This is a genomic window from Streptomyces caeruleatus, from assembly GCF_001514235.1.
Classification (GTDB): Bacteria; Actinomycetota; Actinomycetes; order Streptomycetales; family Streptomycetaceae; genus Streptomyces; species Streptomyces caeruleatus.
Window position 1 is genome coordinate 605,937 of sequence record NZ_KQ948929.1, and the last position, 25,725, is coordinate 631,661.

Below are 25,725 nucleotides of genomic sequence, written 5' to 3' on the forward strand. Positions count from 1 at the left end.
GGGCGCTCGCGCGGCTGCGGTGTGGCTGTGCCTGATGACCTTCACGGGCTCGACGCTAACAGTCCGCGTCGGAACCGTCGCCGGATTTTCCGCCGCCCCCGGACGCAGGCGCGGATCGCGCTTGAGCGGGCCTGGTCCGGGATACCCGGGGGCCATGACCCGACTACTCAGATCCCGGCACAAGGATCAGCCGGCGCGGGACGAGCCGGCGCCCCAGAGCTTCGGCCCGGATCCGCAGGTGGAGCGGCAGGCGCCGGACTCGCCGACCGAACTGCCGAAGCGATCGTGGTGGGCGGCGCTGAAGGGCACCCTGCGGGAGTTCAAGGACGACGAGCTGACCGACCGCGCGGCGGCCCTGACCTACTACAGCGTGCTGTCGCTGTTCCCGGCCCTGCTGGTGCTGGTGTCCCTGCTCGGTCTGGTCGGCAGGTCGGCCACCGACAAGGTCCTGCAGAACATCAACGAGCTGGCGCCCGGCTCGGCCCGCGACATCCTGACACGCGCGGTGGAGCAGCTGCAGGGCAACGGCGGCCTCGGCTCCGTCATGGCCGTCGTCGGCCTCGTCCTCGCGGTGTGGTCGGCCTCCGGCTACGTGGCGGCCTTCATCCGCACCTCGAACGCCGTCTACGACATCCCCGAGGGGCGCCCGGCGTGGAAGATCCTGCCGATCCGCCTCGGGGTGACCGTCGCCCTCATGGTGCTGGCCCTGCTCAGCGCGCTGATCGTCGTCTTCACCGGCTCCCTGGCCCGGCAGGTCGGCTCCACCCTGGGCATCGGCGACACGGCCCTGACGGTCTGGTCGATCGCCAAGTGGCCGGTCCTGGCGGTCCTGGTGACCACCATGATCGCGATCCTGTACTGGGCGGCCCCGAACGCCAAGGTGCGCGGCTTCCGGTGGATCACCCCGGGCAGCTGCCTCGCCCTGGTGATCTGGCTGCTCGCCTCCGCCGGCTTCGCGTTCTACGTCGCCAACTTCGCCTCCTACAACAAGACCTACGGCACCATGGCCGGCGTGATCGTGTTCCTGGTCTGGCTGTGGGTCGGCAACCTCGCCATCCTGCTCGGCCTGGAGTTCGACGCCGAGGCGGCACGACAGCGTGTCATCGCCGGTGGCCATCCACCCGACGACGAGCCCTATGCGACACCGCGCGACACCCGCGCCTGGGACGAGCAGGACCGGCGACGGCTGCGAGGCCGATGACGGCGGGCGTACACGCAAGGCACTGTCCGGGGCCCGCGCCGCCTCCGTTAGGGTGGGCCGCGGGCCGTGACTGGCGCTGAGGTGGAGTACCACCGGGGAGCGGCCCCTGGAGAAGTCGACGTGGAGTCGATGCCGTGCGCCTGGGCGAACCGGACTACAGCCCAGGAGTGGATCATGTCTCAGGCAAGGATCATGGACGGCACCGCGCTCGCCCGGCGGATCGTGGAGGAGACCGCCGAGAAGGCGGCCGACCTCACCGCGCGCACCGGCACCGCGCCCTGTCTCGCGACGGTGCTGGTCGGCGAGGACCCCGCGTCCGTGACGTACGTCCGTATGAAGCAGAACCGCTGCCGCAAGGCCGGTATCGAGTCCCGGCACGTGGCCCTGCCCGCCGGCACGACCACCGGGGAACTGGTCGGCACGCTGCGCGAGCTGTCGGCCGACCCCGGCGTGCACGGCATCCTGCTCCAGCACCCGATGGGCCCGCACATCGACGAGCGGGCGGCGTTCGAGGCGATCACGCCGGAGAAGGACGTCGACGGTGTCACCTTCGCGTCGTTCGCGACGATGAGCTTCGGGCTGCCGGGGTTCGTGTCGTGCACGCCGGGCGGGATCATGCGGCTGCTCGACGAGTACGGCGTCGACCCGGCCGGCCGGCGTGCCGTGGTCGTCGGCCGCAGCGCGATCCTCGGCAAGCCGGCCGGCATGCTGCTCCTGGCCCGCGACGCGACGGTGACGTACTGCCACTCCCGTACGGCTGACCTGTCCGCGGCCGTGCGAGAGGCGGACATCGTGGTCGCCGCCGTGGGCCGGGCCCGGCTGATCCGGGGGCAGGACATCAAGCCCGGCGCCGTCGTCGTCGACGCCGGTTACAACGCCGGGAACGTCGGCGACGTCGACTTCGACTCGGCCGTGGAGCGGGCCTCGCTGATCACGCCGGTGCCGGGCGGCGTCGGTCCGATGACGATCGCCACGCTGCTGGAGCAGACGGTGGACGCGGCCGCCCGCCAGCTCGGGGTGTGACGGCTCCGGTCAGCGCATCCAGGCGCTGTACGACATCACGTCGCCGGCCTTGACGCCGTACTCCGGCTCCGCCTCGGTGAAGGTGGTCTCCAGCCCGAGTACGGCCCCGGTGACCGGGTCCATGATCAGCATCTGGCGGGAGCCTGACCCGTCGTACACGTACGCCTGCCCCCGCCGTCCGAGCCGGTCCGTCACCTGCCCGACCGGGCTGAGCCCCTCCGTGTCCGCGAGCAGCCGTGCGAGGGCGGCCGACTCGCGGGCGCCGGGGGTCCAGGTGTCGAGGAGCGTCGCGACGGCGTGGAGGAGCTCGCCGGTGTTCAGCGCCGTCCTGCTGTACTCGGCCTCCTGGAGGTAGGCGCGCAGCCGGGCGACGTCGGTGGGGGGGGTGGCGACTGCGGCGGCGCGTCGCTCCAACTGGGCGGATAGGTCTGCCTCCTGAGGACGTGGCCGTCCTCGACGAGTTGTCCCTCGCCGCCGAGGACCAGGCGGCCCGGGTGGCGGGGGTCGGTCGCCACGACGATCTCCGTGTGGCTGTCGTCGGCGTGCCAGCGCACGATGCGCTCCTCGGGGAGCGTGATCGGCGGCTTGCGTCGCTCATGCCCATGCTCCACGTCTGCACGTGGGTGCCCTTGCGGAGCTTCGGCGTCACGTCGGCCGCGGCTGCCCGGGCCCGCTCGGCCATGATCCCCAGGGGTACGGGGGTGGAGTCGGCCTGCACGAGCAGCGGGCGGGGTGCGGCGACGGCGGGTGCGGTCGTCCGGCCGCTGAACAGCAGGGCCGACACGAGCGCGGCGACGACGGCCGTGGCGGCGAGGCCCCAGGCCAGCCGGGTGCGGCGGCGCTGCGAAGAGGGCGCGGACACCGTGGCGTGTTCGTGCAGCAGCCGGTCGAGGTGCCGTTCGGCGTGGTGGTCGAGGGGGCCGTCGCCGAAGTGGGGGCCGTCGACCGGGACGGGGTTGGCGTGGCGCAGCAGTTCGAGTTCGTCATCCATGGCTTCGTTCCTTGGACACGGTCGGCGGGCACAGACGGTCGATCTCGGCTCTCAGCCGGCGCCGGGCCCTTCCACTACGTCATCTTCGGCACGGTGGTGTTCGCCATGTTCTCCGGATTCCACTTCTGGTGGCCGAAGTTCACGGGCAGGATGCTCGACGAGTGCCTCGGCAAGATGACCTTCTGGACGCTGTTCATCGGCTTCCACGGCACCTTCCTGGTCCAGCACTGGCTGGGTGTGAACGGAATGCAGCGCCGTATTCCCGACTATCTGGCCGTGGAGGGACTCACGACGCTCAACTCCCTGTCGACCGTCTTCTCGTTCGTCCTCGGCGCCTCGCTGCTGCCGTTCTTCTACAACGTCTGGAAGACGGCGAAATACGGCAGGAAGGTCGAGGCCGACGACCCGTGGGGTTACGGCCGCTCGCTGGAATGGGCGACCTCCTGTCCTCCCCCACGCCACAACTTCCTGGCCTCCTGCCTGCTGATCTGCGCCGTGGTGTTCGGGGTACTGGTCCTGTGCCTCGCCTAGGGGCCGGCTAGCTCACCCGGTTCCTTGCGGGACCTTGGTGGGGGTGTTGTTGGCACAGGAGGTCTCGAACGACATTCGGAAACTCGAACGCGCGCGCCGAGATCAGGGCCTCGCGAGAGGGAAGTCAACGAACGGGGCCGACCTGAAGTCGCCGGTTCATGCGACCGGTTGACGCTCACGAGGGCCGTTGGCCGCCATACTGACGGGGTGCGCGTAGCGATCATGACGGCGGGCTCCCGGGGCGATGTCGCCCCCTACACCGGACTCGGGCACGCCCTGTCCCGGGCCGGACACGAGGTCACCCTGGTCACGCACGGCTGCTTCGAGCGGCTGGTCGCGGGATCCGGTGTGCGCTTCCATCCGATGCCGCTGGATCCACGGGCGGAGCTGGAGTCCGAGCGCGGCCGGAACCTGCACCGCAGCACGACCGGACTGGGCAAGCTCGTGCGCGTGGTGGGGATGGCGCGGGCGCTGGCCGGGCAGCTGACGGACGACATGCTGGCCGCGGCGCGCGACAGTGACGTCCTGCTCCTGGCGGGCGCCACCACCCCGCTGGGGCACACCATCGCCGACGGTCTCTCGCTCCCGACGATCGACATTCCTCTGCAACCGCTCGCTCCCACCCGGGAGTTCGGGCCGCCGATGCTCGGGGGCGGCTCCTGGGGACCCGTGGGGAACCGGGTCGCCGGACACGGTGTGAGCCTCGCCATCCACCGTGTCTTCTCGGCGGCCGTACCGGACGCGCGGGCCCGCCTCGGGCTGCCGCGCGGCAGGTCCCGCACCCCGCGCAGGGCCCGCGCGCTGCACGGTTACAGCTCCCTGGTGGTGCCCAGGCCGCGCGACTGGCCGCCGCATCTGGAAGTGACGGGTTACTGGTGGCCGTACGACGGTGACACGCAACTCCCGTCCGAGCTGCGAAAGTTCCTCGACGCGGGCCCGCCGCCGGTCTTCGTGGGTTTGGGCAGCGCGACCGTGCCGGATCCGGCGCGGCTGAGCGGCGAGGTCGTGCGCGCGCTGCGCCGGGCGGGGCTGCGCGCGGTGATCCAGCGGGGCTGGGGCGGCCTGGAGGCGGCCGGGGACGACGTCCTGACCGTCGACGAGGTGCCGCACTCCGCGCTGTTCCCGCGAATGGCCGCCGTGATCCACCACTGTGGTGCGGGCACGACGGCGGCCGGGCTGCGTGCCGGGGTGCCGGCGGTGCCGGTGCCGATCCAGTTCGACGAGGGCTTCTGGGCCGGCCGGCTGGTCGCCCTGGGCGTGGCGCCGCGCGCAGTGCCGCTGCGGAAGTTCACGGCCGACGCACTGGCGGACGCCGTACGGCGGGCGACCACGGATCCGTCCTACGGCCGCCGCGCCCGGGACATCGCGGACGGACTGCGGGCCGAGGACGGCTTCGCGCCCGTCCTCGACGCGGTGAACCGGCTCGGCGGCTGAACCGCGCGGGCCCACCTCACCGGTGGTCTGGGCTCAGGCACCGGCCAGCCGTGCGTCCCTCGGCTGGAGGATGCCGAGAAGGATGCGGACCAGTTCGTCGACGACCTCGTCCAGGGTGGCGTCCACCCACCCGGCGCTCCAGTCGTGCAGCAGCCCGTTGACGCTGCCGATGAACGCGGTCACGGCGATCCGGTAGTCGCGCGGTGCCGCCTCCCCGCGCGCCACGGCGGACGCCACCTCGGCGCAGACCAGCTCGACCCAGCGGGCACGGCGCGCGAGGCGCTGTTCCTCCAGCCGTGGGCTGACGCCGATGATCTCGACGAAGGTGATGCGGATGCGGCGTGGGTCGGCGGTGACGTTCGCGGCGTACGCGCGGAAGATCGCGGTGGCGCGTTCGGCGAGCGGAAGGTGCCGCGCCCCGGCCACGGCGGTCAGGGTGGCCTCCTCGGCCCAGGCGTTGACCTCCAGGTGAAGGGCGGCCAGCACGTCCTCAAGGGCGCGGAACTCCTCGTAGAACTGACGGGTCGACAGCCCCGCCGCCTCACTCAGTGCCGCGACGGTCGTGCCCCGGTAGCCGGGACCGCCGCCGAAGAGCCGGAGCGCCGCGTCCAGGAAGCGTCGCCGCCGCTCGGCCTGACGCTCCTCGGCCGACTTGCCGCCGTAGCGGCCGGTGGGCGCCTTGATCCTGCCCGTCACGCTGTCCTCCCAGCACCTTGCCGACCCGACGGCCAATTTTGTCGTGTACGCAGTCTTGTGGAGAAGGGCACCCCCTCCTTACTTTTCAGTAAGTTGATTCTGAAAGCACATGTGTTCAGATTCTTCCTCCCCTCTCGGAGGACTCCCATCTCAGAGGAAGAGAGCAGTCATGCCTGCCATCAGACCCAGGCACCTGTGCTCCGTGGCCGCCGCCCTCGCCCTGACCGTCGCCGTCCCCGCGACCACCGCGACCGCCGCCACCGCCGCCGACTCCTCCGCCGCAGCCCTGCGCGAGGTGATGTTCGTCGGCAACAACTGGGACGGCACCGCCGATGTCATCAAGTCCTCCGGGGACTTCGGGAAGATCGGCCGCATCGACGTCATCCCGGACAAGGACGAGCGGATGGCGGAGATCAACGCCGATCCGATCAAGTGGATCTACTTCATGGCGATCCGCAACAGCGTCGGTGAGGGCCACGACCAGTTCGTCGACGACATGTACTCCACGCCGGACGGCGGGTCCGTGGTCGTCTCGCGCCCCAGCTTCGCGGACGTCGTCTCCCTCGACCTCGCCACCGGAGAGGTCAACTGGCGCTTCCCGGTGTCCGGTTACCGCGCCGACCACATGGCGGTCTCCCCCGACGGCAAGCGGGTCGCGGTGTCCGCCTCGACCTCCAACACCGTGCATGTGCTGGACATCGACACGGGAAGGGAACTCGGCAAGTTCGCCACCGGTGACAAGCCGCACGAGAACATCTTCACCCGGGACGGCAAGTACATCTACAACATGGCGATCGGCGACGTGAACACGCAGACCGACGCGCCCTGGCTGGACTGGACGAAGGGCGACCGGCGGATCACCGTCGTCGACGCGAGCACGTACCAGCAGGTCAAGGTCATCGACATGCGCCCCAAGCTGGACGCGCTCGGGCTGACGGACTACTCCGACGCGGTCCGGCCGGCCGTGTTCTCGCCGGACGAGTCGAAGCTGTACTTCCAGGTGTCGTTCTTCAACGGCTTCTTCGAGTACGACCTGGCCACCGAGAAGATCACCCGCACCAAGACCCTGCCGAAGAACCCGGCGACCAGCGACGACCGCACCACCTTCGTCAACGACTCACGCCATCACGGCATTTCGATGAGCCCCGACGGCAGCAAGCTGTGTGTCGCGGGCACGATGGACGACTACGCGACCGTCGTCGACCGCACCACCCTCCAGGAGGGCCCGCTCGTCACCGCCTCCAAGCCCTACTGGGCCACGGTCAGCGGTGACGGCACGTCGTGTGTGGTCTCCGAGAGCGGCACCGACCAGGTCACGGTCATCGACTTCGCCACGGGTCGCAAGCAGGTGTCCGTCCCGGTCGGCGACCACCCGCAGCGGGTCCGCCTCGGCCATGTGGAGGCCGGCTGGACGAGTCCGGCCGGCGGCTGATCAGCCCAGCGCCTTCAGCACCGCACCCACCCCGTCCTCGGTCGCCATGTGCCGCGCGGCGACCGAGGCGGCACGGGTGTACGTCTGCTGCCGCACGGCCTGACCGAGCGCGTCGGCGAGCCGCCGCGCGGTGAGGGACGCGAAGGGGATCGGGTCGGTGGCCGCGCCGATCGCGGCGAGGCGTCCCGCCCAGAAGGGCTGGTCGGCCGTCACCGGCACCGGAATCGAGGGCGCCCCGGCGCGCAGGGCGGCGGCCGCGGTGCCGGCCCCGGCGTGATGCACCACCGCGGCCACCCTCGGGAAGAGCAGCGCGTGCGGCACGTCACCGATGGTCAGGATGTCGTCTCCGTCGGCCGCGAGCCCGGCGCTGCCCGCCTGCAGGACGCCGCGCAGCCCGGCCCGGCGCAGCGCCTCGACGGCGATCCCGCTCAGCCGCTCCCCGTGACCGCCCGCCATGCTGCCGAAGCCGACGAACACCGGGCGCGCCCCGGCCGCGAGGAAGTCCTCCACCTCGGCGGGCAGCCGACGGCCGGGGGCGACGTACGGCCACCAGGTGCCGACGACGTCGAGTCCCGTGCGCCAGTCGGAGGGGCGCGGGATCAGCGCCGTGCTGAAGCCGTGCAGGATCGGCCGGTTCTCTCGCTCCTGTCGCCGTCGTGTCTCGGACGGCGTCATGGGGGGCAGGTCGAGTCGGTGGCGCAGTTCGGTGACGGCGTCCGTGTAGACGCGATCGGCCATGCGGAGCGCGAAGCGTCCGGCGGCTCGGTTGCCCAGGCGGCCGAGGGAGCGGGTGCCCATGACGGTGGGTGGGAAGTCGCCGGTCGGGGCGTTGGGCTGGAGATGGACGCCGACCGTCGGGATGCCCATGGCCTCGGCGACGTGCAGTCCGAGCGGGGCCGTGGTCGTCGACAGCAGGAACAGGTCCTTGTCCGTGTCCTGACTCACCGCGTCGGCGAAGCCCCGGCCGAGCTCGGTGACGAACGCGGCCGCGGTGCGCATCAGTTCACGTCGGCTCTCGACCCCTCCGTGGCTCTGCGGGCGCGTCGGCAGGCTCCTGAACTCCAGGCCCGCTTCTCGCACCAAGGGCGCGAAGGCGTCCGTCGTGGCGAGGGTGACGTCGTGCCCGGCCTCGCTCAGGCCTGCCCCCAGCCCGGTGTACGGCGCGACGTCGCCGCGTGATCCGGCGGCGGCGATCAGGATCCTCATCTGTCCTCCTCGGGGTCCGCCCGGCGGGCCGCGTTCGCGTGGACGGCCTTGCGGAGGTAGGCGGCCAGGCCCGGCCGCTGCTGCGAAGGCGGTACCACGAGCGCGAAGGCGCGCGGGTCGGTGGCGAAGTCGTCCGCGATGCGCCGGTGCATGTCGGGCGGGCAGGTGGTGAACCAGCGGGCGATGTGCAGACGGTGCTCCTCGGCGAGGTCCATGGCGCGCTCGCCATGGTCGGGCTCCCCGTCGTCGAAGGCCGCGAGCAGTTCCGCCCGCCAGGCGGCGGCCTCGCCCATGAGCTGGCGCCAGTCCTCCTTGGTGTGGGCGGCGGCGCGGGCCATGGACTCCTTCCGCCCCGGCGAGTCCTGCCACTTGAGCTGGGCCTCGGTGGCGTAGCTGAGGTCGAAGCCGATCTCGCCGAAGACCTCGAAGCGTTCGGCGGGCGTCAGTTCCACGCCCGTCCGCTGGACCTCGATGGCCTGCGCGGCGACCTCGGCCAGCCGCTGGAGCCGGCCGATCTCCTCGCTCAGCTTCCGCAGCCGGGCCTGGAGGTGTTCCAGGGCGTTGGCCTGCGGGTCCTTGAGGATCTCGGCGATCTCGTCGAGGGAGAAGCCGAGTTCGCGGTAGAAGAGGATCTGCTGGAGCCTGGCCAGGTCGGTGTCGCCGTACAGCCGGTAACCGGCGCCGCTGCGGCCACTGGGCGAGAGCAGTCCCGCCCGGTCGTAGTGGTGCAGCGTGCGCACGGTCACCCCGGCGAAGGCCGAGACCTGCCCCACGGAGTAGCTCATTCACCTGCCCTTTCGTCGGGGTACAGCGTGCAGCCTGACGTAAGGGCAGGGTCAAACGGGGTCTTCGGCCCGGCTACTGGCCGGCCGTCCGCGCGGCCCACGCGGAGAGCTCGGACCGTGCGGCGTTCAGCACGGCGGCCGAGGGGCTGCTCGCCCCGTTCGTCACCAGCGCGTAGTGCGGGACGCCGGAGTCCGCGTCGGTGAGCAGCAGGCGGCGGCTGCCGGTGCCGCCCGGTTCCGCGGCCACGCCGACCGGGGTGGTCGCCGTGTACGAGGGCGGGCCGTACGCGGTGCCCAGGTCGGAGACGACGGTGGTGGACCCGGTCGGGAAGGACGCGGGCAGGTGCAGTTCCGTCGGTGCCGTGCCGCTGTTCGAACGCCACATCAGCAGCCCGTACTGGCCCGATCCGACCAGCTGCGCCACGTTCGGCAGCGAGCCGGGCACCGGGTTCCAGGTCAGGGTCGTGTCGCCGTCGCGGGAGCGGTCCTCGTAGGTGAAGGCGACCGTCGTGCCGGACGTGGCGCTCGGGTAGATCCGGTCGAGCAGCCGGGCGTCCTGCCGCAGGACCGGGTTCCCCGAGTCGTCGAGGCGTACGGCGGACAGGTCCTCGTCGTTCCAGGCGTCACCGGTGGTGAGGATTTTGTCGGGGTTGCCGTTCATCAGCTCGTGATGGCGTCCGTGGTAGATGTCCCACTGCCACTGCGAACCGGAGAGCACCGGTCCGGAGCCGGCCGGGTTCGTCCACCAGCTCTTGCCCGGGACACGGGAGTCGAGGGCCTGGTACATCGCCTTGAGCACGGTCGGCGCCTTGTCGGAGACCGACCCGGCGAGCGGGTGCCCGAACTCGCTGATGATCGCGGGCGTGTTCGTGGCGGAGGCGCGGTCGCGGACGGTGCCGAAGTCGCCGGCGTACTGGCCGTCCTCGGCCTTGCCCCACATGAAGACGCCGGAGATGGCCTTCTGGTCGTAGAAGTGGGTGTTGAAGACGTACCGCGGCCCGAGCGTGCCCGCGTCGAGCAGTCCGCCCTCCTGTTTCTGGAAGTCGATGTTGGCGTTCCAGAAGAGGTTCGGCTCGGCGAAGAGCGGCTTGTCCTGCCAGCCGGCCGCGTCCATCCGGGCGCGGAACTTCTCGTAGAACGGCCACAGCACATCGCGCTCCCAGGTGCGGCTGGTCTGGCCGGAGTCGTAGACACCCGCGTGGGGCTCGTTGTAGGGGTCGAAGCCGACGACGCCCGTGAACGCGGCGGCGGAGACGTTCTGTTTGACGTACGCCATGGTTTTCTGGGCGGTGGTCAGGAAGGCGTCCTGGAGGCCGTACTCGTTGTGCCAGAAGTCGTACGACGCCTGTTTCACGGCCTCGTTCTGGGTGATGTTCTGGCCCCAGAACAGGCAGATCCCGCAGTTCTCGTCCGGGTAGTTCCCGAGGTCGACGGCCCACTTGGGGGCGCCGTCGCCGGTGTACCAGCTGTCGGGGTCGAACAGGTGGCGGGAGTAGAGGTCCTGGTGGAAGTCGGGGTAGACGCGGATGCCCGCGTCGAGGAAGGCGCGTATCTGGGCGGTGGCGGCGGCCAGATACGTGGTGTCGACCTGGCCGCGTACGGGTTCCGCGTAGGCCCAGGAGAGCAGGAAGCGGATCGAGTTGCCGCCGCCGAGGGCGCGCAGCGCGGTCGCGGACTTCTTCGCGTCGGCGACCGAGGCGAAGGGCAGGCCCTTGTTCTCGGCCAGCTTGGTCTCGCCGGAGACGTTGTAGCCGCGCAGGACGACCTCGCGGCCGTTTCCGTCGGTGAAGCGGCCGTTCTGGACGGTGAGAGGCGTTTCGTCGAACCAGAGGGAGTCGGGGAGGGTGGCGGCGGTGGCGGGAGAGGGGCCCGCCACCGACAGGGATCCGAAGAGGACGACCAGGACAACGAGCAGACGCGTCCGGATGTTCGGCATGTCCACTACAGTCCGGTGATATCAGGACACCGTCAACACCCCTGACTCTGGAGTAAGTCCAGACTCGGCCAGCACGCCGGTCTCATGCCTCCCCGGACGGATCGAGTTCCCCACGCGCCTCGGCCACCCACCGCAGGACACCTTCCGCCCCGGCCTTCTCGGCCGCCTCCGCCGCCTCCCGGAGGAGTTCCGCGGCCTCCTCCCGCCGGTCCTGCTGGGCCGCGACATAGGCGAGCCCGATCAGGTTGGCGGCCACCCCGGGCAGGAAGCCCAGCTCGCGGCGCAGCCGGGTGGACTCCTCGAAACGGTCGCGCGCCGCGTCGAGCCGCCCGGCCATCTGCTCCGCGAAACCGAGGTGGCGAAGGGCGTACGACATGGTCAGCCGGTCGTCGGCGCGGGTGGCGAGGTCGAGGGCGCGGGTGAAGGCGGGCAGGGCCGTCTCGGTGTCGTCACGGACCACCTGGTGGAAGGTGCCCACCCAGAACAGCGCCTCCCCCTCGCCCCGCACATCACCGAGCCGCCCGTACAGCCGTGCCGCGCGCTCGAAGAGCTCCAGCTCCCGCGCGTCCTCGACCCGCTCCTCCAGGAACCGGGCGTGGACGATCCGGCCCCGGGCGAGGGCGAGGTCCGCCTCGACCGCGTCCAGCACTTGCCCGGCATCCGCCAGCGCACCGCTGTCACCGCCGAACACGGCACGTTCGTAAAGGAGTTGGGCCTGTTCTATTCGTGGGTCCGCAGTCATGCGGCGATCGTACGAAAGTCGTCCGGCACATCCCAACGACTTTCCGGTGCCCGGCCGACGACTCCCCTCAGCCGCCGACCCTGCGGGTCAGGTTCAGCAGGTACTCCTTCCGGTTCAGCGGGTTGAGGTCGGTGCGCCGGCGTTCCGGGCACGTGCCGCGCGGGGCGGGCGCGTAGTGGTCGAAGGCGCTCTCCAGCTCGCCCCGCCCCTGCAGATCCGCGGGCACCTCCGTGCCGTGCGCCTTGCAGGCCGACTTCATCAGCCCGTCGAGGAAGTGCTTCTCCGGGATGCGCTCCCCGCTGAAATAGCGGGACACCGAGGAGACGCTGGTGCGGTAGTACACGGCGAACTGCCGCTGTGACTTTCCCGAGCCCTTCAGCAGGTGCGGCAGCGCCGTCGCGAGCTCCCGCACCTCGGGACGCAGCTTCTCCGACAGCGGCTTGAAGCCGTCGGCGTCCTCGAAGACCTCGTGCTCGCGGCCGTCCTCCCGCCTCACGAGCTCCCCCGACTTGTGTACGCCCGGACCAGTACCCCGGTGCGCGGCCGCGGGCTAGCCCTCATCGATGACCCAGTCGAAGAAGGCCACGGCGCCCGCACAGGCCGCCGCGCCCGCCATGACCGACTCCGCCGGACCACGGCCCGACAGCGCGGTCAGCGCGTCGGCGCCCGCACCGACGAGGACGCCCAGCAGCAGGACCAGCGCGGCACGCATGGTCAGCAGTGACCGGTTCACACACCCTCCGAATGAACGAACGGCGCCCCGCCCCTGAACCGGAACACATGTTTTGCTACCGCGGGCTCCCCGCAGCTGGACTTGTGGTCGCCGCTCACGTGCCCCTCTTCGTGAGCGTCCCGATCCAGGCTCGGATCGTGGACGCCGTCGTCTCCGCGTGTTCCCGCATCATCGTCAGATGGTCGCCGGGGACGTCGACGACATCGTGGGCCGTCGGCCAGGACGTCCGCCAGTCGTCCGCCTCCGCGGACGCCGCCATCGCGGGCGTGGGCCGCAGTGCGCGCACCAGGAGCGTGGGCGTGGTGACCGGCTCGGGATCCCAGTCGAGGAAGATCCGGTTGTAGGCGCCCATCGCGGCCAGGGCGGTGTCGTCGTCCCCGGTGAGGACGGGCCGTCCGGTGTCCCGCGGCGGTGGGGCGGCCAGGGACAACAGCCAGTCCTTGCCGCTGTTGTCGGGCGTGATGTGGTAGGTGTCCAGCAGCACCAGACCCGTCGGCGCCCGGCCCATCCCCTCCAACTCGCCCGCCACCAGGTGCGCCACATTGCCGCCCGCCGACCGTCCCACGACCACGAAGGGCGCGTCCCCGACGTGCCGCAGCACGCTCTCGGCCTGCGTACGCGCAAGCGCGGCACGGTCCTCCGGTACGGCGGCGCCGGCGCCGATGCCCGGGTGCGGGAACTCCAGGATTTCCAGGTCGTCGGGTTCCGTCGCGAAGGCGTGGTGGAACCGCGGGAACTCTCCGCCGTCCGAGGCGAGCGACGGATGGTAGGCCGGGAAGTAGACGACGGTCGGGCGTCCCGAGCCGGGCCGGCCCTGGGAGCGGCGGATCGGGGGCAGGGCGTGCTCGCGGCTTCGGGAGGCCGGGAAGGTGGGCAGCGCCCAGGACGCGGTGACGAGGAGGTGCATCGCCGCCACCGGTTGTCCGGAGGCACTGACCGTCCGGAACAGCGAGGACAGGGTGTACGTCGGCCGCTCCGCCTCCCCCGGTTCAGGGGTGCCCGTGGCTGCCGGTTCGTCGTCCAGCAGGCCGAGCAGATGGCGGGCCAGTTCCTCGGCCGTGCGGTGCTCGAACACCACGGCCGCCGACAGCCGGAGCCCCAGCCCCGTGCTCAGCTGGTTGCGGATCTGTACGGCGGTGAGGGAGTCGAACCCCAGATCGGCGAGGCTCTTGCCGGCCGGGAGTGCGTCGGCGTGCGGGTAGCCGAGCACGGCGGCCACGTCGGCCCGCAGCAGCGCCACGAGCACCGCCTCCCGCTCACCCGGGGCTGCCCGGTCCAGCCGCTTGCGCCACTCCCCCGGCTCGGCCGTCTGCCCGGGAGACCCGACGGAGCCGGATGCGGTTGCCGCGGCGGTCGGCCTGCCGGGACGGACGAGGCCGCGCAACGGCGCCGGCAGCTGCCCGGCACCGGAACGCAGCGCGGCCTGGTCCAGCAGGATCGGCGCCAGGACCGGCTCCCTCGAACGCAGCGCCGCGTCGAACAGGTCCAGCCCCTGCCGGGTGGACAGCGGCACAAGGAACTCCGGTGTCTGTGAGCGCTGTCGGGGCTGACCGGCCGCCATGCCGCCGCTGTGCTCCCACGGACCCCACGCCAGCGACAGCGTGGGCAGTCCTTCGGCGGCGCGGCGGCGGGCGAGGGCGTCGAGGAAGGAGTTCGCGGCCGCGTAGTTGCCCTGGCCCGCCCGGCCCAGCAGACCGGAGACGGAGGAGAACACGACGAACGCCGTAAGACCCATGTCACGGGTCAGTTCGTGCAGATGCCACGCCGCGTCGGCCTTCGGCCGCAGCACCGCCGCCATCCGCTCGGGCGTCAGCGAGCCCAGCACTCCGTCGTCGAGCACCCCGGCGGCGTGCACCACCGCGCTCAGCGGCGGCTCGCAGCCCCGGACCACCTCGGCCAGTGCGGCCGGGTCGGCCGCGTCGCAGGCGACGATGCCGACCCGCGCGCCCAACTCCTCCAGCTCCCGGCGTAGTTCCCGCACCCCCGGTGCCTGCGGCCCACGGCGGCCGGTCAGCAGCAGATGCCGTACGCCGTGTTCGACGACCAGGTGACGGGCTAGTTCCGCGCCCAGTGCGCCGGTGCCTCCGGTGATCAGCACTGTGCCGTCCGTGTCGAGGGTGGCCCCGGTGTCCGGGGTGTCGTCGGCCATGGCCAGCCGCGGGACCGTCACCCGCCCGTCCCGTATGCGCAGTTGCGGCTCGCCGGTGGCGACGGCCGACGCGAGGATCCGCAGCGATTCCGGCCGCCCGTCCACATCGACCAGGACGACACGTCCGGGCAGCTCCGACTGCGCCGCCCGCACCAGCCCCCAGACCGCCGCACCGGCCAGATCAGGCACCGGCCCGGTGGCGTCCCGCGTGACCACGACCAGCCGTGAGCCCGCCGTGCCCGGATCGTCCTGCCAGTCCTGGAGCACCCGGAGCACGCTGCCGGTCAGCTCGTGCACGGCGGAGAGCGGATTGGAGCCGGTGCCGGAGTCGGAGTCGGAGTCGGAGTCGGCGGCTGTGACGGCTGTGACGGCTGTGACGGCTGTGACGGCGACGAACTCGGGATTCGCCGCGTCGGCCTCGGGCAGGAACCCGGCGAGGTCCAGCTCGTCCGGTCCGCGCACCGCCCAGGCACGGTCGTCCGCACCGCCCGCGAGTTCGAGAGCGGCCCAGTCAGGGCGCAGCAGAGCCCTTCGTACGATGCCATGTGTGCCGTTGTCGGTCATGTCGGCCCCGCCGGCCGAGAGTTCCCGCGTGACCAGTGACTCCACGCGTGCCACGAGCCGGTCGGACGGGTCGGCCATCGTCAGCGAGACCGTGTCCGGGCCCGTCGACGTCACCCTGACCCGCAACTCCGTGGCTCCCGACGCGTGCAGGCTCACTCCGCTCCACGCGAAGGGCACCCGAACCGCGCTCGGGTCAGCGGGACCTGCCAGGAGAGGCGCGTGCAACGCGGCGTCGAACAGGGCCGGGTGGAGCCCGTAGCGGCCCGCTTCCGAGGCCTGCGAGGCGGGCAGCCGGACCTCCGCGAAGACGTCGTCGCCGCGCCGCCAGAGTGCGGCGACTCCCTGGAACGCGGGCCCGTAGGTGAGCCCGGTGTCGGCGAGGGCGGCGTACGCGTCGGTGAGGTCCACCGTTTCGGCGTCCGGCGGGGGCCAGGGGTCCGATCCGCTCTCCGCCACCGCCACCGCCACCGTCGCCGCCGCCGCCGTCGCCGTCGCCGTCGCCGTCGCCAGGCCGAGTCGGCCGGTGACGTTCCGGGTCCACGGCGTGTCCTCGTCGGAATCCTCCGGCCGGGAGTAGACGTCGAGCGACCGTCGTCCCGTGTCGTCCCGCTCACCCACCACGACCTGCACCCGCACCCCGGCGGGCCCGGACAGGGCCAGCGGCGTCAGCATCACGAGCTCGTCGACCGCGGCACAGCCCACCTCGTCGCCCGCCCGCACGGCCATCTCCACGAACACCGTCGCCGGCACGACCGCCCTCCCGGCGACGACATGGTCCGCGAGCCACGGGTGCGCCGCGAGGGACAGCACCCCGGTCAGCACCGTCCGCTCGGTGTCCGGAACCGGGAACGCCGGGCCCAGCAGCGGCCCGGCGGCGGTCGCCGGGGGCGGTGCGTCCAGCCAGTACCGCCGCCGCTGGAAGGCGTACGTCGGCAGATCCACGCGCCGCGCGCCGGACCCGGCGTACACCGCCCGCCAGTCGACGGCCGCACCCGCCGCATGCAGCCGCGCCACGGACGCCAGGAGCGTCTCCGGTTCGTACGCACCGCCTCGGGTGGCCGCCGCGAGTACGGTGCCGCGCGTGGACGGGTCGGTCAGGGAGTCGGTGGCCGCGGCGGTGAGCGCGGGCCCGGGGCCGAGTTCCAGGTAGGCGGAGATCCCGTCGTCCGCGAGTCGCCGCACGGCGTCGGCGAAGCGTACGGGGAGCCGGGCGTGCCGCGTCCAGTACTCGGGCGAGCACAGCTCGGCGGGCTCGGCGAGCCTGCCTGTCACGGTGGAGACGATGGGGATGCTCGGCGGCCGGAAGGTCAACTGCTGGGCGACGCCCAGGAGTTCGTCGAGCATCGGGTCCATCAGCGGGGAGTGGAAGGCGTGACTCACGCGGAGTCGTACGGTCCCGCGGCCGCGCGCCTCGAAGCGTGCGGCGGCCGCGATCACCGCTTCCCGCTCGCCCGAGACCACCACCGAGCGGCGGCCGTTGACGGCGGCGATGGCCACCCGCGTTCCGAACTCCGTGAGCACGGCGGTGACTTCCGTCTCGGACGCGTCCAGCGCCACCATCGCGCCGCCCTCGGGCAGCGCCCGCATCAGCCGGCCGCGAGCGGCGACGAGCGTGGCCGCGTCAGGGAGATCGAGTACACCGGCGACGTGGGCGGCGGCCAGTTCGCCGACGGAGTGGCCCACGAGTCGGTCGGCTCGAACACCCCACGACTCCAGCAGCCGGAAGAGCGCGACCTCGAAGGCGAACAGTGCGGTCTGCGTGAAGTCCGTACGGTCCACGAGGGCCGCGTCCGGTGAGCCCGGCTCGGCGGACAGCACCGCGCTGAGCGGCTGTGGGAGACGGGCGTCCAGACTGTGGCAGACCTCGTCGAAGGCTTCGGCGAACACGGGGAAGGCGGCGCGCAGTTCGGCGCCCATCCGGGGGCGCTGGGCGCCTTGTCCGGTGAACAGGAAGGCCGTGCGGATCGCCGGGTCCGCCAGTCCTCGGACGACGCCCGGTGCGTCGCGTCCCTGCGCGAGCGCGGTCAGCGCGTCCAGCATCCGTGCCCGGTCGCCGGCCGGCACGATCGCCCGATGGGAGAGGGCGGGACGCGACACCGCGAGCGCGTGGGCGATGTCGGCGGTCGACGCGGACGACAGGGCCGTGCCGTTCGCCGCTTCGGCCGCGAGGCGGCGCGCCTGGGCGCGCAGGGCGGCCTCGTCGGCGGCGGAGAGCAGCCAGGGGACGGGCGGGGCGGCGGTCGTGGTCTGCGGGGCCGCCGCGGACTCTGCCCCAGGTGCCTCCTCCAGGATCACATGCGCGTTGGTCCCGCCTATCCCGAAGGCCGAGACCCCGGCCCGCCGCGGCCGGTCCGTGGCCGGCCAGGGCCGGGGCTCGGTGAGCAGTTCCACCCGGCCGGAGGACCAGTCGACGTGCGGTGTGGGCGGGTCGGCGTGCAGCGTGCGGGGCAGGGCGCCGTGCCGCATGGCCTGCACCGTCTTGATGACACCGGCGACCCCGGCCGCCGCCTGTGTGTGCCCGAGGTTGGACTTGACCGAACCGAGCCACAGCGGCCGCGTACGGTCCTGCCCGTACGTGGCCAGCAGGGCCTGCGCCTCGATGGGGTCGCCGAGCCGGGTTCCCGTGCCGTGCGCCTCCACCACGTCCACGTCACCGGCGCGCAGTCCCGCGTCGGCCAGTGCCTGGGTGATGAGCCGCTGCTGGGCCGGTCCGTGGGGCGCGGTGAGCCCATTGGAGGCGCCGTCGGAGTTGACGGCCGAGCCGCGGAGCACGGCCAGGACCGGGTGACCGTGGCGCCGCGCGTCGGACAGCCGCTCCAGCAGGACGAGTCCCACGCCCTCACCCCAGGCCGTGCCGTCGGCCGCCGCCGAGAAGGACTTGCAGCGCCCGTCGGCCGACAGCCCGCGCTGCCGGCTGAAGGCGAGGAACGACTGGGGCGTCGCCATCACCGTGACCCCGCCGGCCAGCGCCAGCGAGCACTCGCCCGACCGCAGCGACCGCGCCGCCCAGTGCAGCGCCACCAGCGAGGACGAACAGGCGGTGTCGACGGTGATCGCGGGACCGCGCAGGCCGTACACATAGGAGATCCGTCCGGAAGCCACGCTGCCGGTCGAGCCGAGGCCCAGGTGCGCCTCCAACTCATGGGCGCGAGGGAGACGGGAGGCGTAGTCGTCGTACATCACGCCGACGAAGACGCCGGTGTCGCTCTCGCGCACCGACTCCGGGTCGATCCCGGCCCGCTCCCACACCTCCCAGGACGTCTCCAGGAGCAGCCGCTGCTGCGGATCCATCGCGAGCGCCTCGCGCGGGGAGATCCCGAACAGTCCGGCGTCGAACTCCGCGGCCCGGTGCAGGAATCCGCCGTGTCGCGTGTACGAGGTGCCGATGCGGTCGGGATCGGGGTCGTACAGGGCGTCCAGGTCCCAGCCGCGGTCGGCCGGGAACTCGGTGATGGCGTCCCGGCCCTGTGACACCAACTCCCACAGATCTTCGGGGGAGTTGACGTCACCCGGATACCGGCAGCCCATGGCGACGATGACGATCGGATCGTCCTCGGACGACCTGTCCGGTCCGACGTAGGCCTGGCGGCGTGTGTCCGGCCCGCTCTCGAACAGCGCGGCGCGCAGGTACCGGGCCGCCTCGGCCGGTGTCGGGTGGTCGAAGACCAGCGTCGCCGGCAGGGCCAGGCCGGTCAGCGCGCCGAGCCGTTCGACCAGTTCGACCACGCCGACGGAGGTCATGCCGATATCGGCGAACGGGCTGTCCGCGTCGGGCAGTTCGCCCGCTGTGTGCCGGCAGATGTCGGCCGTCTCGGCGAGCACCGCCGCGCGCAGCGCGCGCTCCTGGTCGTCGGGTGAGAGGGCGAGGAGCCGCTCGTGCAGGGCGGTGGCGGAGGGGGCGGCGTCGGTGAGGGCGGCGTCGGTGAGGGCGGTGTCGGCGAGGGCGGTGTCGGCCGCGACCGGGACGGCCGGGGCGGGGACGGCCGGGGCGGGGACGACGACCTCGTGGCGGGCGATCTTGCCGGACGCGGTGCGCGGGACGGCGGCGATCTCGCGTATCTCGGCTGGCACCTTGTAGTCGGCCAGCCGGGTACGGCACTCGGCGAGCACCCGCCGCGTGTCGATCCCCTCCGGGCCCGGTACCACGAAGGCGACCGGGACCTCGCCGAGCACGTCGTGCGGTACGCCCACGACCACTGCATCGGACACCCCGGGACACTCCGCCAGGACCTGCTCGATCTCCGTCGGGTGGATGTTCTCGCCGCCGCGGATGATCAGCTCGCTGACCCGGCCGGTGAGCCGGAGGTGGCCGTGTTCGACGCGGCGGCCGAGGTCGCCGGTGCGGTACCAGCCGTCCCGCAGCGCGGCGGCCGTCGCCTCGGGCTGCCGGTGGTACCCCGTCATCAGTCCCGGCGAGCGCACCCAGAGCTCGCCCTCGGCACCGTCCCGGGCGTCCTCGCCGCTGCCCGAGTCGACCACGCGTATGTCCACCCCGGGTACGGGCGGCCCGCAGGAACCATCGACCCCGGGTCCCTCGGGGCGGCTGACCGCGATCACGCCGCAGGTCTCGGTGCTGCCGTACGCGTCGAGCAGCGGCGCCCCCAGAGTGTCCGCCACGGCCGCGCGCAGCGCGGAACCGCTCGGCGCACCCGCCACGACACACAGGCGCAGGGCCTGCGGGGGCTCGCCGGGCGAGTCGAGCAGCCGGTGATACGTCGTGGGCACGCCGCCCAGCAGGGTGAAGGGCCCGCCGAGTCCCTCGTACGCGGTGGCGAGTTCCCGGCGCAGACCGCCGGGCGGCAGCAGGTCACCGGCGATGCGGGCGCTCGCGCCGACGGCCGTCACGCCGAGGACGGCCAGCGAGTGGCTGAAGCTGTGGAACAGCGGAAGCGGCCAGAGCAGCCGGTCGTCGGGCGAGAGGCCGAGGATCGGGGCGTAGCAGGCGGCCACGGACCACAGCGCGGCCCGCTGCGTGGACAGCACGCCCTTGGGCCGGTGGGTGGTGCCGGACGTGTACAGCATCCAGGCCGGATCGTCGAGCCCGAGCAGGTCGATCTCCGCGGACCCGATGTCGCTCCCGGCCACGCTCTCGAACAGCTGGGTGTCGCCGTCCGGTGCCGGGCCACTCCCGGTGACCAGCACGCCCAGGCCGTCGTACGGCCGTCCCAGGCGCCGCAGTCGGGCGAGGTGCGCGGCGTCGGTGATGACGTGGGCGGCGCCGCTGTCCTGGAGGAAGTGGGCCAGCTCGGCGTCGGAGGACCGCGGGTTGAGCGGGACGCCGACCATCCCGGCCCGCAGCACGGCGAGGCAACTCTCCACGGCCTCCACGCGGTTGCCGAGCCAGATCGCGACGCGGTCGCCGCGCCGCGGTCCTGTCCGGGTGAGATACCCGGCCAGAGCGCGGGTGCGGCGCTCCAGCTCGGCGTAGGTGACACTGCGCGAGGCGTCGGCGTACGCGATGCGCCGCGCCGCCGACCCGGCGTGCTCCTTCAACAGTTCCGGCACCGGCCGGATCAGCTCGTCACGCCTCATGTCCCCGCCTTCGAAGTCCCTTGCCGTGCGGCGATGTTGAGCCTACGCGGAGGCCGCCCTGGCCGTCGGTTCGGTCATCGCTCTCGCCTCCGCTCGTCCGGGAACCTCTCGCGCAGCCGTTGGGCCTCCCGGAAGAGGTGGTTGGTGTGGTCCGCGAGTACGCCGCCGAGGAGGAGTTCCGGGGTGTAGAAGGAGCGGGCGGAGGCGGCCACCTGGTGCGCGGTGAGGTCGATCTGGATGATGTCGGTGCGGCGGATCTCGTCGATCGAGCTCGCCCAGACGACACGCCGCAGGTTCGCCCACGCCATCGCGCTCATGCACATCGAGCAGGGTTCCCCGGTCGTGTAGAGGGTGGTGTCGGCCCACCCCTGGTTCCCCTGCCGGCGCACGTAGTCGTTCATGGCGACGACCTCGCCGTGCAGCAGCGGGCTGTCGTCCCCCGTGTTGACCCCGCGCCCCAGGACCTCGCCGGTCCGCGTGTGGACGATCACCGCCCCGAACGGCCACCTGGGGTTCCTCCGGGCCTGTTCGACGGCCAGCCACATGAACCGCTCGTGACCGGTGCCGGGGTGCGGACCGGGGCGTGCACCGAGCACAGGGCCCGTGTCGGGGCGGGCCTCGTCCGCTTGGGCCGTTCCGGGAGGCAGGGCGAGCGACGCCGCGACTGCGGCCGCCACGCCTCCGTACCTGCCGAGGAACCGACGCCTTCCCGAGTCCATACACGTCTCCTCGCCTCGCACCGCCGGCTCCGGAAGGAAGCCGAATCGTGACAGATCGTGTCCACGGTGGGCTCGGCTCATGCGCGTGCTTTCCTCGCCCCCGCCGCCCCTACCCGTCCCATCCTTCTGGGGCTCCGCCCCAGACCCCGCTCCTCACACGCCGGAGAGGCTGAATACTTCCGGACGAGGCCCACATGAACTTCGCTGCCGCAAGGTCGATACTGGTCAGGGCCCTGACCCTGATCCGAGGAGGTGCCCACGACCATGCGTGACATCCTCCCGGTGATCGCCCCCTGGTACACGGCCGGGATGCCGTTCGGACTGGCGACGGTGGTGGCCACCAGCCGCAGCGCCCCGCGTGACCCGGGGGCCGCGATGGCGGTGGGTCCGGACGACGAGGTCGTCGGCAGTGTGTCGGGCGGTTGTGTCGAGGGGGCCGTGTTCGAGCTGGCGCAGGAGGTGGTGGCGAGCGGTGAGGCGCGGCTGGAGACCTTCGGGTACAGCGACGAGGACGCGTTCGCGGTCGGGCTGACCTGCGGCGGCGAGATCACCCTGCTCGTACGTCCCGTCACGGCCGGATCGGACCCCTCCTTCGGCGAGGTGGCGGAGTCGGTCGCGGCGGGCCGGCCGGTGACCGTGGCGACGGTGACCGACGGGCCCGCGCGGCGCGGGGCGACGCTCGCCGTGTGGCCGGACCGGGTCACCGGCACCCTCGGCACCTCCGGCCTGGACGTGGCGGTGACCGCCGACGCGCGCGGTGAACTCGCCCTCGGCGTCACGGACCTCAGGCACTACGGCCCGCACGGCGAGCGCCGCGAGGACGAGGTCGGCGTCTTCCTGCACTCCTTCGCACCGCCGCCGCGCATGCTGGTGTTCGGCGCGATCGACTACGCGGCGGCGGTCGCCCGCATCGGCGACTTCCTCGGCTACCGGGTCACGGTGTGCGACGCCCGCCCGGTCTTCGCCACGCCGAAGCGCTTCCCCGAGGGCGTCGAGGTGATCGTCGACTGGCCGCACCGCTACCTGAGCGGCACCGACACCGACGGACGCACGGTGATCTGCGTGCTCACCCACGACCCGAAGTTCGACGTGCCGCTCCTCGAAGAGGCGCTGCGTCGTCCGGCGGCGTACATCGGGGCGATGGGCAGCCGCCGTACCCACGACGAGCGCATGCGCCGGCTGACCGAAGCCGGGCTGGGCGAGGGCGAGTTGGCCCGGCTGCGCTCCCCCGTCGGGCTCGACCTCGGCGCCCGTACGCCCGAGGAGGTCGCCGTGTCCGTCGCCGCCGAGATCGTCGCCCTGCGCTGGGGCGGCAGCGGCACGCCGCTGACAGTGACCGCCGGCGCCATTCATCCGCGCGATGTGCGGGCCTCGTCGACCCAGCGCTGAACGCCCGCGCGCGGCTCGCGTCAGGGCGTGTCAGCGGCGGCGGGGTGACGCGGCGGCAGCCGGTGCAGCTCCACGTCCGTGAGACGGCCGTCGGTCAGGGTCGCCGTCATGTAAGTGCAGTGGGGTTGGCGACGGCGGTCGGTCGGGGAACCCGGGTTGAGCAGGCGCAGGCCGGTGGGGGCCGTGGTGTCCCAGGGGATGTGGCTGTGGCCGAATACCAGCACGTCGAGGTCGGGGAAGCGGGCGGCGCAGCGCGCCTCGCGTCCCTGGGCGGGCCCGGTCTCGTGGACCACGCCGAAGCGCAGGCCACCCAGCTCGACGTACGCCACCTCGGGGAGCCGGGCGCGCAGGTCCGGTCCGTCGTTGTTGCCGTAGACACCGACGAGCCGGGCGCTGCGGCTCGCCAGCAGGTCGAGCGTGGCCGTGTCGACCCAGTCCCCGGCGTGGAACACCACGTCGGCGCGCAGGAGTTCGGCGAGCAGCCCCTCGGGCAGCGCCTTGGCGCGCTTGGGCAGGTGGGTGTCGGACATCAGCAGCAGGCGCACGCCGCCAGGCTACCGGCGCGGGCGATCTTCGGCCGGTTCTCCACGCGCGGCAGCGGTACGGGTGAGTACGGGTGCCCTGGGTCGTTGAGCGGTGGACAAAAGGCGTGACAGGGTTAGGATTTGGCCACGAACGCCGTAATCCGACGTAAACGCCCAGCGACCCCTAGGGGGCTCGGAGACCGATGCCGGTCAAGGTCAGCGTGGTCGTCCCCGTGTACAACCCCGGGGTTTATGTCGAGGACTGCATCGCGTCACTGCTACGGCAGTCGCTGCCACCGGACGAGTACGAAGTGATCTTCGTGGACGACGGTTCCACCGACGACACACCCGCCCGGCTCGACGCGCTGGCCGCCGCGGAACCCCGGGTGACCGTCGTGCACCAGCACAACTCCGGCTGGTCGGGCAAGCCACGCAACGTCGGTATCGCCGCCGCCCGGGGCGAGTACGTGATGTTCGTGGACAACGACGACTTCGTCGGCGACGAGGCCCTGGAGCGGATGTACGACTACGGCGTGGCCAACGGCGCCGATGTCGTCGTCGGCAAGATGGCCGGCAAGGGCCGCGGGGTGCCGGTGGAGCTGTTCCGCCGCAACCACCCGCGCGCCACCATCGCCGACGCGCCCCTGATCGACAGCCTCACCCCGCACAAGATGTTCCGCCGCGCCTTCCTCGACGACATCGGCCTGCGCTTCCCCGAGGGCAGGCGGCGCCTGGAGGACCACGTCTTCGTCACCGAGGCGTATCTGCGCGCGAGCAACGTCTCGGTGCTCAGCGACTACGTCTGCTACTACCACGTCCGCCGCGACGACGCCTCGAACGCCGGATTCCAGCGCTTCGACCCCGGCGGGTACTTCAAGAACCTCCGGGAGGCCCTGGACGTCGTCGAGCGCCACACCGAGCCGGGCCCGCTGCGGGATCGGCTGTTCCGGCGCTGGCTGCGCGTCGAGATGGTCGAGCGCCTGCGCGGGCGACGGCTCCTCGCCCTTCCGTCCGACTATCGCCGGGACCTGTTCGAGGAGATCCACCAGGTCGTCGTCGAACGCTTCGGGCCGGGCGTCGCGGCCGGGCTCCAGCCGACGCAGCGGGTCGTCGCCGCGCTGGTCGCCGCGGACCGGTACGACGGCGTCGAGGCCTTCGCCGAGTGGGAGGCCGGCATCGTCCTCACGGCCGTCCCCGAGCGCGTGGTGTGGGAGGACGGCATGCTGCGGGTCGGGTTCACCGCCGAGTTCGCCGTCGCCGGCGCGCCGATGACCTTCGCCGCCGGCCCCGCCCGTACCCCCCTCGACGGCCCGCCCGAGAACCTGGCGGCGGCGGTCGCGTGGGTGGACGCCGACACCGTCGCCCGGTTCGGCAAGGCCTCCGCCGACCTGCTGGTTCGCGAGCGCGCCAGTGCCGCCCAGTACTTCCAGCGGGTGGAGTTCGCCCGGGAGGAGGTGCCGGCCGGCGAGGACGGCCGCGTCCGTCTGCTGCTGCGCGCGACCGCCACCGTCGACCCCGCCGCCCTCACCGGCGCCGGCCTGTGGGACGCCTTCGTCCGCGTCAAGCTGGGCGGCTGGACCAAGGAGTGCCGCCTGGGCCCCGCCCCGCGGCCCGACCGCCCCGCACCGTACGCCGCCGTGGCCGCCGGTCATGTGGTCCTCCCCTACTGGACCTCACCGCACGCGAACCTCGCCCTGGACGTCGACCGCGCGACCCACCTCGTGGGCCTGGGCGCCATCGCACCGGACGACGTCACGATCACGGGCGACCGACTGCGCGCCGCGCTCCCCCTGCACGTCCCCGACCACGGCACCGACCTCTCGCTCCGTCTCACCTCGCCCGGCAGGGCCCGTGACGTGCCGGCCACCCTGTCCCCGCACGGTTCCGGCGCGCTGCTGGAGGCCGTCCTGCCCCTCGGCGAGCTGCGCGGAGCGACCTGGCGCGCGACGCTCGGCACGCCGGGGCCGCGCCACCTCGCGCTGCCGTTCGCGCTGCGGGCGGGGGCCGGCGGAATCCGAGTGGTGCGGACTCCCCGCCCCGGTCCGCTGCGTCGCCTGGTCCGAAGGGCGCGGCGAAGGCTCGGTACGGCCGTGGGGCGGACCGCGGCCCGTCTGCGCGCCAAGGCCCGGAGGAGGTGA

General features: G+C 72.5%; 16 protein-coding genes, 2 pseudogenes and 1 riboswitch. Of the genes and pseudogenes, 7 read left to right on the plus strand and 11 right to left on the minus strand.

Annotated features, from left to right (window positions below; all coding sequences use genetic code 11):
• Window positions 1-154 precede the first annotated feature (154 nt).
• Together AQJ67_RS20905 and AQJ67_RS20910 are read left to right on the plus strand one after the other, a co-directional pair.
• Complete coding sequence (locus tag AQJ67_RS20905) at window positions 155-1,201, plus strand: YihY/virulence factor BrkB family protein (protein ID WP_062720491.1); 1,047 nt, start codon at window positions 155-157, stop codon at window positions 1,199-1,201.
• 56 nt (window positions 1,202-1,257) lie between these two features.
• Window positions 1,258-1,354: riboswitch (ZMP/ZTP riboswitch) on the plus strand.
• Between the two features lie 21 nt (window positions 1,355-1,375).
• The gene (locus tag AQJ67_RS20910; RefSeq protein ID WP_062720601.1) at window positions 1,376-2,224 is read left to right on the plus strand and encodes a bifunctional 5,10-methylenetetrahydrofolate dehydrogenase/5,10-methenyltetrahydrofolate cyclohydrolase; all 849 of its coding nucleotides are present in this window, start codon (window positions 1,376-1,378) and stop codon (window positions 2,222-2,224) included.
• A 9-nt stretch (window positions 2,225-2,233) separates the two neighbouring features.
• Here the strand turns inward: AQJ67_RS20910 and AQJ67_RS50740 are convergent.
• A pseudogene (locus AQJ67_RS50740) lies at window positions 2,234-3,215 on the minus strand (CU044_5270 family protein).
• Between the two features lie 69 nt (window positions 3,216-3,284).
• Between AQJ67_RS50740 and AQJ67_RS20920 the strand changes: the two are divergent.
• Both AQJ67_RS20920 and AQJ67_RS20925 read left to right on the plus strand, forming a co-directional pair.
• Window positions 3,285-3,686 (plus strand): annotated as a pseudogene (locus AQJ67_RS20920) (cbb3-type cytochrome c oxidase subunit I); the annotation flags it as partial.
• A 282-nt stretch (window positions 3,687-3,968) separates the two neighbouring features.
• Window positions 3,969-5,180: a glycosyltransferase gene (locus AQJ67_RS20925; RefSeq protein WP_062720602.1), complete on the plus strand. Its 1,212-nt coding sequence runs from the start codon at window positions 3,969-3,971 to the stop codon at window positions 5,178-5,180.
• Window positions 5,181-5,213: 33 nt separating this feature from the next.
• Here the strand turns inward: AQJ67_RS20925 and AQJ67_RS20930 are convergent, their stop codons facing one another.
• Window positions 5,214-5,876, minus strand: a complete 663-nt coding sequence (locus tag AQJ67_RS20930) for a TetR/AcrR family transcriptional regulator (protein WP_062720493.1) — start codon at window positions 5,874-5,876, stop codon at window positions 5,214-5,216.
• A 169-nt stretch (window positions 5,877-6,045) separates the two neighbouring features.
• Here AQJ67_RS20930 and AQJ67_RS20935 point away from each other — a divergent pair, with 169 nt between their 5' ends.
• Window positions 6,046-7,308 carry a YncE family protein gene (locus AQJ67_RS20935; RefSeq protein ID WP_062720494.1) on the plus strand — a complete coding sequence of 421 codons (1,263 nt, stop codon included), beginning with the start codon at window positions 6,046-6,048 and terminating at the stop codon, window positions 7,306-7,308.
• Here the strand turns inward: AQJ67_RS20935 and AQJ67_RS20940 are convergent, their stop codons facing one another.
• The 8 genes from AQJ67_RS20940 to AQJ67_RS20975 form a co-directional block, all read right to left on the minus strand.
• Window positions 7,309-8,514 carry a glycosyltransferase gene (locus AQJ67_RS20940; RefSeq protein ID WP_062720495.1) on the minus strand — a complete coding sequence of 402 codons (1,206 nt, stop codon included), beginning with the start codon at window positions 8,512-8,514 and terminating at the stop codon, window positions 7,309-7,311.
• A complete protein-coding gene (locus AQJ67_RS20945; protein ID WP_062720496.1) occupies window positions 8,511-9,299 on the minus strand; it encodes a MerR family transcriptional regulator in 789 nt (262 codons plus the stop codon). The genes AQJ67_RS20940 and AQJ67_RS20945 overlap by 4 nt, the downstream gene beginning before the upstream one ends.
• 73 nt (window positions 9,300-9,372) lie before the next feature.
• Window positions 9,373-11,235, minus strand: coding sequence for a cellulase family glycosylhydrolase (locus tag AQJ67_RS20950; protein ID WP_062720603.1), 1,863 nt, complete (start codon window positions 11,233-11,235; stop codon window positions 9,373-9,375).
• A gap of 82 nt (window positions 11,236-11,317) precedes the next feature.
• A complete protein-coding gene (locus AQJ67_RS20955; protein WP_062720497.1) occupies window positions 11,318-11,977 on the minus strand; it encodes a tetratricopeptide repeat protein in 660 nt (219 codons plus the stop codon).
• 67 nt (window positions 11,978-12,044) lie between these two features.
• A complete protein-coding gene (locus tag AQJ67_RS46880) occupies window positions 12,045-12,473 on the minus strand; it encodes a helix-turn-helix domain-containing protein (protein ID WP_062720498.1) in 429 nt (142 codons plus the stop codon).
• A 54-nt stretch (window positions 12,474-12,527) separates the two neighbouring features.
• A complete protein-coding gene (locus AQJ67_RS20965; protein WP_062720499.1) occupies window positions 12,528-12,710 on the minus strand; it encodes a hypothetical protein in 183 nt (60 codons plus the stop codon).
• A gap of 94 nt (window positions 12,711-12,804) precedes the next feature.
• Window positions 12,805-20,955: a type I polyketide synthase gene (locus AQJ67_RS20970; RefSeq protein ID WP_062720500.1), complete on the minus strand. Its 8,151-nt coding sequence runs from the start codon at window positions 20,953-20,955 to the stop codon at window positions 12,805-12,807.
• A gap of 74 nt (window positions 20,956-21,029) precedes the next feature.
• Window positions 21,030-21,632, minus strand: coding sequence for a nucleoside deaminase (locus tag AQJ67_RS20975; protein WP_244190535.1), 603 nt, complete (start codon window positions 21,630-21,632; stop codon window positions 21,030-21,032).
• 306 nt (window positions 21,633-21,938) lie between these two features.
• Here AQJ67_RS20975 and AQJ67_RS20980 point away from each other — a divergent pair, with 306 nt between their 5' ends.
• Window positions 21,939-23,063, plus strand: a complete 1,125-nt coding sequence (locus tag AQJ67_RS20980) for an XdhC family protein (RefSeq protein ID WP_062720501.1) — start codon at window positions 21,939-21,941, stop codon at window positions 23,061-23,063.
• Between the two features lie 20 nt (window positions 23,064-23,083).
• On the opposite strand, the gene AQJ67_RS20985 is transcribed toward AQJ67_RS20980, so the two are convergent.
• A complete protein-coding gene (locus AQJ67_RS20985) occupies window positions 23,084-23,608 on the minus strand; it encodes a metallophosphoesterase family protein (RefSeq protein WP_062720502.1) in 525 nt (174 codons plus the stop codon).
• Between the two features lie 182 nt (window positions 23,609-23,790).
• Here AQJ67_RS20985 and AQJ67_RS20990 point away from each other — a divergent pair, with 182 nt between their 5' ends.
• The gene (locus AQJ67_RS20990; protein WP_062720503.1) at window positions 23,791-25,725 is read left to right on the plus strand and encodes a glycosyltransferase family 2 protein; all 1,935 of its coding nucleotides are present in this window, start codon (window positions 23,791-23,793) and stop codon (window positions 25,723-25,725) included.

Excerpts from the sequence above, each read along its gene's own strand:
- AQJ67_RS20905 (WP_062720491.1), top strand. The coding sequence starts at position 155 with ATGACCCGACTACTCAGATCCCGGCACAAGGATCAGCCGGCGCGGGAC.
- AQJ67_RS20910 (WP_062720601.1), top strand. The coding sequence starts at position 1,376 with ATGTCTCAGGCAAGGATCATGGACGGCACCGCGCTCGCCCGGCGGATC.
- AQJ67_RS20925 (WP_062720602.1), top strand. The coding sequence starts at position 3,969 with ATGACGGCGGGCTCCCGGGGCGATGTCGCCCCCTACACCGGACTCGGG.
- AQJ67_RS20935 (WP_062720494.1), top strand. The coding sequence starts at position 6,046 with ATGCCTGCCATCAGACCCAGGCACCTGTGCTCCGTGGCCGCCGCCCTC.
- AQJ67_RS20940 (WP_062720495.1), bottom strand. The coding sequence starts at position 8,514 with ATGAGGATCCTGATCGCCGCCGCCGGATCACGCGGCGACGTCGCGCCG.
- AQJ67_RS20945 (WP_062720496.1), bottom strand. The coding sequence starts at position 9,299 with ATGAGCTACTCCGTGGGGCAGGTCTCGGCCTTCGCCGGGGTGACCGTG.
- AQJ67_RS20950 (WP_062720603.1), bottom strand. The coding sequence starts at position 11,235 with ATGCCGAACATCCGGACGCGTCTGCTCGTTGTCCTGGTCGTCCTCTTC.
- AQJ67_RS20955 (WP_062720497.1), bottom strand. The coding sequence starts at position 11,977 with ATGACTGCGGACCCACGAATAGAACAGGCCCAACTCCTTTACGAACGT.
- AQJ67_RS20970 (WP_062720500.1), bottom strand. The coding sequence starts at position 20,955 with ATGAGGCGTGACGAGCTGATCCGGCCGGTGCCGGAACTGTTGAAGGAG.
- AQJ67_RS20980 (WP_062720501.1), top strand. The coding sequence starts at position 21,939 with ATGCGTGACATCCTCCCGGTGATCGCCCCCTGGTACACGGCCGGGATG.
- AQJ67_RS20990 (WP_062720503.1), top strand. The coding sequence starts at position 23,791 with ATGCCGGTCAAGGTCAGCGTGGTCGTCCCCGTGTACAACCCCGGGGTT.